General features: G+C 71.5%; 12 protein-coding genes. 3 read left to right on the forward strand and 9 right to left on the reverse strand.

The genetic code is table 11. The features are described from left to right. Positions 1-119 precede the first annotated feature (119 nt). Together ACSUPR_RS13145 and ACSUPR_RS13150 are read left to right on the forward strand one after the other, a co-directional pair. A complete protein-coding gene (locus tag ACSUPR_RS13145; protein ID WP_073383097.1) occupies positions 120-320 on the forward strand; it encodes a BldC family transcriptional regulator in 201 nt (66 codons plus the stop codon). Positions 321-555: 235 nt separating this feature from the next. After that, a complete protein-coding gene (locus ACSUPR_RS13150; protein WP_436891576.1) occupies positions 556-912 on the forward strand; it encodes a PLD nuclease N-terminal domain-containing protein in 357 nt (118 codons plus the stop codon). An 85-nt stretch (positions 913-997) separates the two neighbouring features. Here ACSUPR_RS13150 and ACSUPR_RS13155 read toward each other — a convergent pair whose 3' ends face one another. Next, entirely contained in the window at positions 998-2,287 is a 1,290-nt protein-coding gene (locus ACSUPR_RS13155) for a pectate lyase family protein (protein ID WP_436891577.1), read from the reverse strand. Between the two features lie 160 nt (positions 2,288-2,447). Here ACSUPR_RS13155 and ACSUPR_RS13160 point away from each other — a divergent pair, with 160 nt between their 5' ends. Continuing rightward, on the forward strand, positions 2,448-3,446 hold the full coding sequence (locus ACSUPR_RS13160) for a LacI family DNA-binding transcriptional regulator (RefSeq protein WP_436891578.1): 999 nt from the start codon (positions 2,448-2,450) through the stop codon (positions 3,444-3,446). Here ACSUPR_RS13160 and ccsB read toward each other — a convergent pair. From ccsB to ACSUPR_RS13200, 8 genes are all read right to left on the reverse strand, one after another. Continuing rightward, on the reverse strand, positions 3,421-4,413 hold the full coding sequence (gene ccsB / locus ACSUPR_RS13165; RefSeq protein WP_436891579.1) for a c-type cytochrome biogenesis protein CcsB: 993 nt from the start codon (positions 4,411-4,413) through the stop codon (positions 3,421-3,423). The genes ACSUPR_RS13160 and ccsB overlap by 26 nt on opposite strands. After that, entirely contained in the window at positions 4,410-6,020 is a 1,611-nt protein-coding gene (gene resB / locus ACSUPR_RS13170; RefSeq protein WP_436891580.1) for a cytochrome c biogenesis protein ResB, read from the reverse strand. Before resB ends, ccsB begins: the two co-directional genes overlap by 4 nt. Beyond that, positions 6,020-6,820, reverse strand: a complete 801-nt coding sequence (locus tag ACSUPR_RS13175) for a cytochrome c biogenesis CcdA family protein (protein ID WP_436891581.1) — start codon at positions 6,818-6,820, stop codon at positions 6,020-6,022. Before ACSUPR_RS13175 ends, resB begins: the two co-directional genes overlap by 1 nt. After that, positions 6,820-7,551, reverse strand: a complete 732-nt coding sequence (locus ACSUPR_RS13180; RefSeq protein ID WP_436891582.1) for a TlpA family protein disulfide reductase — start codon at positions 7,549-7,551, stop codon at positions 6,820-6,822. Before ACSUPR_RS13180 ends, ACSUPR_RS13175 begins: the two co-directional genes overlap by 1 nt. Positions 7,552-7,784: 233 nt before the next feature. Further along, entirely contained in the window at positions 7,785-7,988 is a 204-nt protein-coding gene (locus ACSUPR_RS13185; protein WP_013155995.1) for a helix-turn-helix domain-containing protein, read from the reverse strand. A 252-nt stretch (positions 7,989-8,240) separates the two neighbouring features. Then, a complete protein-coding gene (locus ACSUPR_RS13190) occupies positions 8,241-9,038 on the reverse strand; it encodes a phosphatase (RefSeq protein ID WP_436891583.1) in 798 nt (265 codons plus the stop codon). Between the two features lie 262 nt (positions 9,039-9,300). Beyond that, positions 9,301-10,461: an acetoin utilization protein AcuC gene (locus tag ACSUPR_RS13195; RefSeq protein WP_436891584.1), complete on the reverse strand. Its 1,161-nt coding sequence runs from the start codon at positions 10,459-10,461 to the stop codon at positions 9,301-9,303. Positions 10,462-10,627: 166 nt separating this feature from the next. Beyond that, on the reverse strand, positions 10,628-12,184 hold the full coding sequence (locus tag ACSUPR_RS13200) for a DUF1109 domain-containing protein (protein ID WP_436891994.1): 1,557 nt from the start codon (positions 12,182-12,184) through the stop codon (positions 10,628-10,630). Positions 12,185-12,409: the final 225 nt, after the last annotated feature.

Raw genomic sequence — 12,409 nt, forward strand, 5'->3', positions numbered from 1 at the left:
TCCTCCCCCCAACACCGCAATTTCTCCGAAAACTAGGGAGGAAACGGACCAACTCATGCACACTAGGGGATCAAACGCCCGCCGCCCCCACAGTCCGAGGCGGGCACGATTGGGGGAATGTGAAGGTGGAACGAGCAAGCGAACGCCTGTTGACCCCCGGGGAAGTGGCCTCACTCTTCCGGGTTGATCCCAAGACCGTCACCCGCTGGGCCGCCTCCGGGCGTATCAGCAGCATCAGGACCCCGGGCGGCCACCGCCGCTTCCGCGAGTCCGAAGTCCGCGCCCTCCTGCTCGGCGAGCCGAGCGAGAGCACCTCCTGATCTGAGGGGACGCACCCCCGAGAGGCATCCCGAGGCCCGGCACGGGCCTCAGGGGAAGGGAGCCGCACCCCCTTTCCGGTTCCGGGACATCGCGCCGATGCGCCGGAGCCGCCCCCGCACCCGGTCCGCCGCATCCGGTGTCCGCGGTCCCCTCACCGCGCACGGCGCGGCGGTGCGTCGGCCGTGGGAGTCGGTCCGACCACAGGGAGTGGACAGCGAGAGATAGGCTGGAAACATGGTGTGGCTTGGTGGCCTGATCACGCTCGTGTCGGTCGTTCTCTGGGTGTACGCGTTCTTCGACGCGCTGACCACCCCGGCCCAGGATGCCCGGAACCTTCCGAAGATCCTCTGGCTGGTCGTGATCGCGCTGTTCATGCCCGTGGGCTCGATCCTGTGGCTGTTCCTGGGACGGCCCCGCAGGTCCACCGCCGTATGGGGCGCCGCGGCCTCCCCGGCTCAGGCCACCGCCTCCATCGACGACCTCGACCCGTCGGACTTCGCCAAGCCCTCGGACAGTCCGCACCCGCTCGGTCCGGACGACGACCCCGAGTTCCTGCGCGGCCTCGACCGCCGGATCGACCCCGACGAGTAGGACGCCCGACAGCGGGGACCGCGAGGGTCCCGGCGACGCAGGGGGCCGCTCCGTATCCCGGAGCGGCCCCCTGTGTCGTCCCGGGTCACAGCAGGCCCGCGCCCACCCGCCGCTCCAGGCCGCGCAGGGCGTGCACCGGCTGGACCTTGGCCGCGTGCTCCGGGACCCAGGTGGTCTCGGAGCCCAGCGGACGGTCGGGGTTGGCCGCGTTGTGCACGGCGACGAGGTCGACGGCGGTGATCCGGCCCCTGCCACCGGTCATCAGCGCGTTCCCGGTCCCGGCCACGTTCGTGCCGCCCCAGTTGTACAGGAGGGCGTCGGCGGTGTGCCCGTCGCGCAGGTCGAACAGGTTGTTCTCCACGTACAGCTGCGACTCGAACCCCGCGCCCAGGCTGTACTGGTAGAGGTCGCCGCTCACCGTGTAGAGGTTGTTGTAGACGTGCACCTGGCCGTACCGCACACGCGGGGCGCGCTGGCCCAGCCCGTCGAAGTGGTTGTGGTGCCAGGTCACCCGCAGGTGTCCGCGGTCGGTGGTGCGGCCGTCGCTGTTGCCCAGGAGCAGGGCCTTGTCCCGGCCGACGAAGTCGTTCCACGACACCGTCACCAGGTCGGCGGCCCGGACGATGTCGAGCAGGCCGTCGTGCACCTCGTACTTGCGCCCGAAGTACTCGGGCTGCTCTGCCCCGGGGCGGTCGCCGTCGTCGAAGGTGTTGTGGTCGATCCACACGTTCCTGGACCCGGACACCTCGACGTGGTCGTACTGGGAGTTCCAGTTGCCGCTCCCCCCGTCGCCGGGGTCCCAGCCGGGGAAGCAGTCGTGGGTGTCGGAGAAGGTCAGGTTGCGCAGGATGACGTTGTGCGCGTTCTGGACGAGCAGGTTCATGCCGGTGAGCTCGCCGCGGTCGCCCACTCCGACGATGGTCGTGTTGGAACCGACCCGGTAGCGGATGTTCTGGGCCTGCGCCGCCTGTGAGGCGGCCCGGGCCTCCTCCAGCGGACCGGAGGGGTCCTCCCAGCCCCAGGACCCGGGGTCGTAGGTCCGCAGGTACTCCTGGAGGGAGTAGCCGTCAACGGCGTAGTCGTCGCAGGTCAACGGAGTTCCGTCGGGAGCGGTGTTGGCGTCGATGAGGCCGTCCACGTACACGATCTTGGGCTGGTCGCCGGCGATGGCCGCCCGGAACCCGGCCGGCGTGGACACCCGGAACACGTTCTCGGCGGTGGCGGCGGCTCCACCTGTGGTGCCGCCGCCCTCCCAGGCCCAACCGTCTCCGGCGGGCAGGACCTCCCTGCCGAGGTCGCCGGCGTAGGCGGGCGGGGGCGCCGTCAGCGCCGCGGCCAGCGCGAGGGCGAGGACGGGGGCGAGTTTCCTTCGCATGTCGACTCCTGGGGGATGAGGGTGCAAACGTTTGCAATAAACTCCTCGAAGCACCGGAAAGAAGCAACACCCCCGCCTGTGGAAAAATGGGAAAACCCGGACCGGGAGGCGGCCGACCGCCCTTCCTCCGTGCTTCGGAGTCCCGCTGAGAGGTGGCGCGATGGCCGTGACGCTCAAGGACGTGGCCCGGATCGGCGGGGTCCACGTGTCCACCGTGTCCCGGGCCTTCTCCGCGCCGCACCTGGTCAACCCGCGCACCCGGGCCCGGGTGCTGTCCGTGGCCGAGGACCTCGGCTACCGGCCCAACCGGGCCGCGCGGGCGCTGTCGACCCGCCGGACGGGGAACCTGGGCGTGATCGTGGCCGACATCGCCAACCCGTTCTTCCCGCCCCTGCTCAAGGCGGCGCAGGACCAGGCGCGGTCCCGGGACCACCACATCTTCATCGCCGACACCGACGAGCGCACCGACGTCGAGGAGGAGGCGGTCCGGTCGCTGGCCGGCCAGGTGGACGGGCTGGTCCTGGTCTCCCCGCGGGGGGAGGACCGGCGCATCCGCGAACTGGCCGCCGAGGTCCCCCTCGTGGTCGTCAACCGCCGGCTCCGCGGGCTGCCGTGCGTGCTCATGGACGTCGGCGAGGGGGTCGGCCGGGCCGTGGCCCGGCTGGCCGACCTGGGGCACCGGGACGTCGCCCTGGTCTCGGGGCCCGCGGCCTCGTGGACGGGGCGGCGGGCGGCGCGGGCGGCCGGGGCGGTGGCCCGTGAGCGCGGCCTGCGCCTGCACCGGGTCGGTCCGCACCCGCCGACGGAGGAGGGCGGGGCGGCCGCGTTCGACGCGGTGGCGGCCTCGGGCGCGACCGCGGCGCTGGCCCACAACGACCTGATGGCGCTGGGGCTGCTGGCCGCGGCGCAGGAGCGGGGCGTCCCCGTTCCGGAGCGGCTGAGCGTCGTCGGGGCCGACGACACCCTGAGCGCCCGGCACACCCGGCCCGCCCTGACCACCGTCGCGATGCCGGCGGAGGAGGCCGGGCGGGCCGCCGTCGACCTGCTGCTGCGGGGCGCGGCCCCGGAGACGGTCACCCTGGGCACCCGCCTGGTCGAGCGCGAGTCGACCGGGCCCGCCCCCGGGGACTCGGTCAGGCGTAGGAGTGCAGACCGCTGAACATGTAGTTCACCGCGAAGAAGTTGAACAGGATCGTCGCGAAGCCCAGCACGTTGATCCAGGTCGCCTTGGGCCCGCGCCAGCCGCCGGTGGCCCGGGCGTGCAGGTAGGCGGCGTAGACGATCCAGGAGATGAAGGACCAGACCTCCTTGGGGTCCCAGCCCCAGAACCGGCCCCAGGCCTCGTCCGCCCAGATCGACCCGGCGATGATGCCGAAGGTCCACAGCGGGAACGCGAACAGGATGAGCCGGTGCGAGATGCGGTCCAGCAGCTCGGGGCTGGGCAGGCGGCCCGCGATGCCGGCGACCTCCTCGCCCCGGGCCCGCCTGACATCGCTGCGGTGCGAGACCAGGTAGGTGATGCCGGTGACGCCGGAGACCATGAAGGCGCCGCCCGCCAGGATCGCCGCGGTGACGTGGATCGGCACCCAGTAGGAGTGCAGCGCCGGGATCAGCGGACCCGGGTCGACGTACAGCCACTTGACGCCGATGCCCAGCAGGAGCAGCACGGGGACCAGGACGAACGCGCCCAGGAAGCGGGCCTGGTAGCGGAACGAGGCGTACAGCAGCACGCCCACCGCGACCAGGCACATCGCCACGACGAACTCGAACATGTTGCCCCAGGGCCAGCGGCCCGCGGCCACTCCCCGGGTGACGATCTGGGCCACGCCCATGGCGAAGCCGACGGCGGTCACACCCAGCGCGATCCTGCCCAGCACGCTCTGGGAGGCCCTGGCCTCCCCCTCGGTCGTGCGGACGTTGACCTCGATGCCGTCGGCGCCCCCGTCGACCGAGCCGGCGCCGACCGGCATCAGCCGCCCCGCCTTCAACTTGGTCCGACGCCCGTAGGCGGCCTCGACGGCGAACAGGAACAGGGCCGCGGCGTAGGTCACGATCATGGCGATGACCAGCGTGTCGCTGGCCGACGCCATGGTCTCGTTCACCGGCGCGGCGAGAGTGTACGTCACCGGTCACTCCTCGTGTCGGAAGGGTTCTGGGGGTTGTCGTCCGACTCGTTCCGGAGTCGTGCGGCAAGCTCGGTGGTGATCTCGTGGAACTCGGCGTTGTCGCCCGCGGCCTCGGTCTTGCCCAGACCGGCCAGCTCCACGCGGGTCCGGCCGTCCTCGCCGCGGGCGGCGCGCACCCACACCCGGCGCGGACGGACGAACAGGGTCAGCAGCAGGCCGCCGACGGCGGTGGCCGCGGTGATGAGCGCGGGCAGCCGGGCGCCGTCCCGGTTGGCCTGGAGGCTGACGTACTCCTTGTATCCGGCGAACTCGATGGAACCGGCTCCCTCGGGCAGCTCCCAGACGTCGCCGACCTCCATCACCGGGGACTCGCCGAGGGACTCCATGCCCTCGGTGCGCAGCTGGTACACCGACTGCGGGTCGATCATGCCCAGGTCGCCCGCGTACCCCTCCAGGGTCACCCGCGGGTCCGTCGCGCCGGGGAAGCTCGACGTCAGCTCGCCGTCGGGGGTCTCGGCCGCGGTCGGCAGGAAGACGCCGACGAAGCCGAGCTGGTCCCCGTCCTCGTCCCCGGTGTCGGGGACCTTGACCACGCCGTCGGACACGAAGCTCATCGTGTCGCGGTACAGGAACGGCACGGCCTGGTCGAACACCACGTCGCCGTCGCCGTTGCGGACGACGAACTCCGGCGCGTACCCGTGGCCGAGCAGGTAGACCTGCACGCCGGAGACGCTGAGCGGGTGGTTGACCTCGAGCCGGTGCGTGAGCTCGGGGCCGCCGGGCTCCTCGGTGTAGGTGAGGTCGGCGACGTAGGACGCGGCCTGCCCGCGCAGGTCGCCCTCCTCGATGAAGCCCGCCTCGAAGTCGTCGAGGTGGATCGTGAAGGGGGCGATCGCGTCCATGTCGGTCCAGTGGCCGGGGTAGATCGCGTCGTAGGAGGGCAGCGTGTTGGCGAACCCGTCCCCCTCGACGACGAGCATGTTGCCCCGGTAGCCGAAGAACGATCCGGCGGCCAGCGCCACCAGCAGGCCGAGCAGGGCCAGGTGGAACAGGACGTTCCCGGCCTCGCGCAGGTAACCGGTCTCCGCGGAGACGGAGTCGCCGTATTCCTCCACGCGGTACCGCTTGAGCACGCGCCGCGCCTGTTCCAGCACGGCCTCGGGGGCGGCGTCGGTGGTGAATCCGGCGGCGTAGGGCATCCGGCCCAGGTTGCGGGGGGTGGGCACCGGCCGGGCGCGGACCGCCCGGGCGTGCACGAGGGCCCGCGGGATGACGCAGCCCGCCAGGGACACGAACAGCAGCAGGTAGATCGCCGCGTACCAGGGCGAGGAGAAGACGTCGAAGAGGTAGAACCGGTCCAGCCAGGGGGCCAGGTCGGGGTTCTCCCTGAAGTAGTTGTTCACCTCGTCGACGCTGACCACGTTCTGCGGCAGGATCGAGCCGGGGATGGCCCCGACCGCGAGCAGGAACAGCAGGATCAGCGCGGTGCGCATCGAGGTGAGGATGCGCCAGGCCCAGCGCAGCCAGCCCAGCGCGCCGAGCCCCCGGGGCCCGGGGGCGGCGCCCGGCGCGGTGTCCGCGTTCGTCTCGGTCGTGGTCGTACTCATCAGATCACCGTCTGGAAGTCGGCGGCCCAGCCCTGCATGGCGATGGTCCAGTGGGTCCACAGACCGGTCACCATCGCCAGGCCGACCAGGACGAGCATGGCACCGCCGATCACGGTGACCGTGCGGGTGTGGCGCTTGAGCCGCCCGAAGGCGGAGAGCGCGCGGCGGTAGAGGAGCGAGGCGACGATGAAGGGCAGGCCCAGGCCCACGCAGTAGGCCAGGGACAGGAGCATGCCGCGCCCGGCGCCGCCCTCGACGAACGCGAGCGTCTGCACGGCGGCCAGGGTGGGGCCGATGCACGGGGTCCAGCCGAGCCCGAAGAGCACTCCGAGCAGGGGGGCTCCGACCAGCCCGGCCCTGGGCAGGCGGTGGAAGCGGAACTCGCGGGCGAAACCGGGCAGGACTCCCATGAAGGCCAGGCCCAGGACGATCGTCAGCACGCCCAGGATCCGGGTGATGGGGTCGGTGTACTCCACCAGGAGGTCGCCGAGCCAGCCGATGAAGCCGCCCACGGCCACGAAGACCAGGGTGAACCCGGCGATGAACAGGGCGCTGCCGGTGACCATGGTCCACCGGCGGGCGGCCAGTTCCTCGTCGACGTCGGCGAGGGTGGCGGTACCGCCGCCGACCGCGGTGCGCCCGCGCACGTCGGCGGCGCTCATCCCGGTCACGTACGACAGGTAGCCGGGGACCAGGGGGAGCACGCACGGGGAGAGGAAGGAGACCAGTCCCGCGGCGAGCGCCAGCGGGACGGCCATGAGGAGGGATCCGGTGAGGACGGTGGTGCCGACGGGGTCCATCAGGCGTCGTCCCCGTCGGGGCTCGTGTCCGCGCCCGGCTCCCCTGCGTCCTCGGGTTCCCCGGACTCCTGCTCCCGGGCCTCCTGCTCGGCCACCCGGGGCCGTTCCTCGGGGTCGCCGAGGTCGTACTCGACGACGATCGGGTCGAGCAGCCCGGTGAGCTGCCCGTAGGTGGTGGGGCCGATGACGCGGGCCGCGATACGGCCGTCGGGATCGATGACGAGGGTGCTGGGGATGGCGCGGGGCGGGACCGTCCCGCGGAACGCCTGGGGCACCTCGCCGGGCTGGTCGTACAGGCTCGGGTACTCGACGCCCCTGGTCTCCAGGTAGGTGCGGGCGGCGGTGTCGTCGTCCTTGATGTTGACGCCGAGGAAGTCCACGCCCAGGCCGGTGTACTCGGCGTACACCTCGTCCAGGACGGGCTGCTCGGTGCGGCAGGGCCCGCACCAGCTGGCCCAGACGTTGAGGACGACGATGCGGCCCTCGTGGTCGGCCAGGGAGATCTCGTCGCCGTCGAGGGTGGTGCCGGAGACGTCGGGCGCGTCGATCCGCTCGTCGGCGGAGAAGGTGGTGGCGGTGCCGTCGCCCGAGATGAAGCGGTCGTCCTCACCGCCGGTCTCGATCTCGTTGCCTCCGGCGCAGCCGGTGAGGGCGAGTACGGCGACCGCCGCGACCGCGGCGAGGCGCGTCACAGCGCGCCGGGACCGCGCGCCGATTCTGGCACTGGGCATCGAGGAGACCTCGCGAACGGGGTGTGAACTGGGCGGACTACGACAACGACAAAGTGTAGTAGACGCCCTGGGACCCGTTTCGCCGCCCCGGCGCAAGAGCCGTACGCCCCTGGTGGGGGGAGGTGCTCCACGAGAGCGGGATCACCCGTGGGGGAGCGGGTGATCCGCCCTTCGTGGACCGGCGGCGGACCGGGAGGGACTCCACGCCCCGCCCCGGCCCGGCCGTTCCCCGGTCATCCCGCCTCGACGAAAGCCTCACGGAGGTAGTCGTGGACGGCCCTCTCGGGGACCCGGTACGAACGCCCCACGCGGATCGCGGGGAGAACTCCCGAGTGCACCATGCGGTACACGGTCATCTTGGACACTCGCATGATCGTGGCGACCTCCGCCACGGTCAGGAACCTGACCTCTTCGAGAGGCGGCTTGCTCCCGTTCATCTTCCGACGCCCTCATTCCCGGACGTGAGTATTGCCTACCGTTCAGCCCGTCGCGGTGTCGGTCGGGAGCGACCCCGGTATGTGCCCCGTCCCAACGCCACGCCGGCGTGTCATGCTGTCACTACTGACACGTCCGTTTTCAGAGTAGAGCGGAGTTCCCGTCTGCGAAAGGTCGTTTGCGGTGTCTTCCGAGCAATACCCGGAAGGCGGCCCCGGCGAGGTTTAACCGTGGGTATAAATGGTCGCCGCGCCTCAGGAGAGACCCGATCTGGCGAGAACGTAATCACGCAGCGGCGCGTAGTCCTCGGTCAGATAACCGTCGTCCAAAGGGACCGTGACCAGTAGTTTTCCCTCGTGTTCCGCGAGAAAGAGGGCGGGGTCGTTGCAGTCGGCGAACCCCAGTGTGGGCACTCCCGCCTCCCCTGCCGCACCCGCGAACCCGTGGTCGGCGATGACCAACTGCGGCCATGGCTCCCCGCGGTCGGAGAGGTCCCCGAGGATCGCGCGCATGGCGAACGGGTGGTGGCTGTGCCGGGCCAGGTTCCCGTCCGTGACGATGGCGACGTCGTCCTGCCAGACCACGAAGCGCCGGTTGGGCGGGCGCTCGGTGGTGACCTCGTAGGTGTAGCCGCCCGCCGCGGTGACGACGGGGCAGCCCCGGGCGGACAGGGCGTCCTTCCAGACGCGGTAGGTGCCCTGGAGCTTGTTCGGGTGTCCGGTGGCGAACATGACCCGTTCGCGGCGCTCGGCGGCCAGGGCCAGGCGGTCGGCGAAGGCCTCCAGCGCGTCGACGGTGAGGTCGGGGTCGATGGTGTCGATGCCCCAGACGTACTCCTCGTCGCCGACGACACCGCACCGCTTGCTCATCAGCGCGAGGACCTCGGAGAAGGTCCAGTCGTGGGAGAAGGTGAGACCGAACTGGTGGTAGGGGTCCTTCTGGACCAGGCGCCGGTAGTGCCGAAGGTTGTTCTGGCGCGAGGTATCGACGTGTCCGGCGATCCCCGTCCGCACCAGATGGGAGATGAGTTCAGCACGTGTCGGCGGCGTCACCAGGTGTTCCCCTTCCTCGTCGGGGCGAACACGTGACGCGCCGTGCGGCCACCACGGCGCCTGCTCCCGTTCGCCCGGTATTCAACCTCTTCCTACCCGCTGGACGCGCGCCACGCCCCGTCGGCGGGAAATGGGTCCCGCCCGCACCGGGCGACATCGCTCACCCGGAAACGATACCGGGATCACGGACATCCGGTTAGAAAATGGAAGACATCGGAACGAAAGGGTGTCTTCGCCAGAAGACGGACCGATCTCCGGAAGATCAGAGGCTGGGATCGATACCGTGGCTCGGGAAGACGGCCGTCCGGGTCGCATGAATGGCCCGGTCCACCGGATTTCCGGGGTCGTAACCCTCCTCGAAGGGCGCGAACACCACCTCGCGGCCGTCGGTCATGTACAGCGGCGCCAGTTCCCCGGTGCGCTCCCGGACGAAATCGCGCCAGCGCTGCGGGGTCTCGGTGTCGGGGTCCACCGGGCGGCCCGCCGCCTCGGCGAGCAGGTGCGTCCAGGCCCGGGGGACCACGTGCACCAGCCCGTACCCGCCGCCCCCGAACAGCACCCAGCGTCCGCCCGCGGTGCGCTGGGCGAGCTTGTGCAGTTCGGCGTAGGCGCGCCGCTGGCCGTCCAGGCTGAGCGTCAGGTTGGCGAGCGGGTCGAGGGCGTGCGTGTCGCAGCCCTGCTGGGTCACCAGGACCTCCGGCTGGAACTCGTGCAGCAGCGGCGGGACCACCGCGTCGAAGGCCCGGTGCCAGCCGCTGTCGCCGGTCCCGGCGGGCAGGGCCACGTTGACCGAGTACCCCTCGGCGTCGGGGCCGCCGGTCTCCCCCGCCTGGCCGGTGCCCGGGAACAGGGTGACCGGCGACTCGTGGAGGCTGATGGTGAGCACCCGGGGGTCGTTGTAGAAGGCGCGCTGGACGCCGTCCCCGTGGTGGACGTCGATGTCGACGTAGGCGATGCGCTTGGCGCCCTGCTCCAGGAGCCAGGCGATGGCCAGCGCCGGGTCGTTGTAGACGCAGAAGCCCCAGGCGTTGCCCCGCATGGCGTGGTGCAGGCCTCCCGCGATGTTGGCGGCGTGCACGGACTCGCCGGTCCACACCGCCCTGGCTGCGGCGACCGAGGCGCCCGAGATGAGCGCCGCCGCGTCGTGCATGTCCTTGAAGACGGGGTTGTCGGCGGTGCCGAGCATGTGGGCGTCGTCCGGCTCCAGGGTGCGGCCGGCCCGCTTGACCGCCTCGATGTAGGAGCGGTCGTGCACCAGTTCCAGGAGGTCGTCGGAGGCCGGCTCCACGTCCAGGAGGGAGACGCCGGGGGCGTCCAGGACGCCGAGCTCGCGGGTGAGCGCCATGGTCAGCTCGACCCGGATCGGCGCCATCGGGTGCTGCGGGCCGAAGTCGTAGGCGGTCAGCCCGTCATCCCATGCCACCCGGAGCGAGCAGGACGTGCGCCCTCCCATGTCGGTGACCCCCGTTTCAGGTGTACGTGTTCCGAAGCACACAGTACGCAAGGGCGGTGAGTGCTCGGAACCCCGGGGGGCACGGACGGGCCGGGCCGGCGCGGGTGCCCACGCCGGCCCGGCCCCTCGGCGGACGCTACTCGCCCGTGGTGACGAAGTAGCAGCTCTCGGACAGGTCCCCGCCGCCCAGGTTCACCGTCCCGTGCATGGGCCGGGTGAACAGCGAGTCGCTGTTGGCGATGACGATGCGGTACTCGCCCGGCTTGAGCTCGACCTTGAGGGTCTCGCCCTCGTCGAAGCACGAGTCGTAGGAGGGCGGCGAGCCCGGCGAGTAGGTGTCGCAGTCGTCGCACGGGGGTGCGGTGACCTCGCCGTGGACCTTGTCCGGTCCGACGTAGAGGAAGCGCAGCTCGTACGGCGAGTGGTTGACGATCTCGAAGACGAACTTGTCGTTGCCGGAGCCGCCGGTGGGAGTCGCGTCCAGCGAGGTGTCGCCGATGGTGGTCAGGAGGTCCATCTCCTGCTCGATGCGTCCGGCGCCGATGTGGGTGACCATCTTCTCGACGTCGTCGGCCTCGTAGTCGGCGTACTCGGCCTCCAGGATCCCGACCATCTCGTCGGCCTGGTCGAACTCCTGGGAGTCGACGGACTCCCAGCCGCACTCCAGGACCGCCTCGGGGCGCTCCTGCTCGATCAGGTCGGGGATCTCGGGGGCCGCGCTCCAGTCGAGGTCGACCAGCATGTCGATCTGGTCCACGCCCAGGCACCACTCCGAGCCCAGGTGGCCGGTGGCCGTCTCGTACAGGCCGGCGAGGGCCTCGGGCACCCTGCCCGCGGCCGCGGTGCCCTCGTAGTCGACCGGGATGATCGAGAAGACCTCGTGGGCCCGCAGGACGTCCTCGGTGTACTCGGCGGAGATCTCACCGCCGGAGGTCTCGGCGTTCTCGATCAGGTCCGTGGCGTAGGAGAAGTGGATGTCGGCGACCTCGCCGTCGGTGTCCTGCCAGCGGGAGGCGGGGTGCTCGAAGTAGGTCGCGTAGGAGTCCAGCGCCTGCTCGTAGTCCTCGGCGGCGACGTCGCCCTGGGCCCGGTCCAGCAGGCGGCAGGCGGCGATCCCGGCGCGGGCGCGGTCCATCAGAGAGGAGGAGAAGGACAGCTGGAAGAAGTCCTCGACGGACTCGTATCCGGCGATGGCCTCGGAGGTGCCGCACTCGCCGCGGGCGTGGGCGGCGTCGGCGACGCGCAGCCGCCACTCGCCGAGCTGCCACACCCCGGTGAGGGCGACGACCAGCGCGACGGCCAAGCCGCCGGCGGTCAGGTAGGGCAGGGCGCCGCGGGGCGGGGTCCCGCCCTGGGCGAGGATGCGCTCGTCGTGGGCGCGCCCGGCGAAGAGTCCGTGCAGGGCGGCCGCGAGGAACCAGACCAGGAGGACCGGGGTCCACAGCAGCAGGTTGTCGGCGGCGCCGAGGACGGCCGCGGTGACCAGCAGGCCGATGGTGATGATCAGGGCCGCGGCGAAGAACGGCCACTGCTTGATGCGGAGGTAGCCCGCACCCGTGCCGGTGGCGTTGAGGGCGGCGGTGTGCAGTGCGGTGGGCGAGGAGAACAGGCCCAGGCGCCTGGGGCGCGGGGGCGGCGGGCCGAACGGTCCGCCGGGGGGTCCGAAGGGTCCTCCGGGACCGCCGGGCCCCATGGGGCCGCCGGGAACGCCGCCGGAGTGGGCGCCGCCCGCGGGCATGCCGCCGTAGGGAGGGTTGCCACCGGTCGGCGGGCCCATGGGGGTACCACCCGCCGGAGTACCGCCATAAGGAGGGTTACCACCGGTCGGCGGGCCCATGGGGGTACCACCCGCCGGAGTACCGCCATAAGGAGGGTTACCACCGGAGGGCGGACCCACAGGAGCACCACCCGCCGGAGT

This window comes from Nocardiopsis dassonvillei, from assembly GCF_964273065.1.
Lineage (GTDB): Bacteria > Actinomycetota > Actinomycetes > Streptosporangiales > Streptosporangiaceae > Nocardiopsis > Nocardiopsis dassonvillei_B.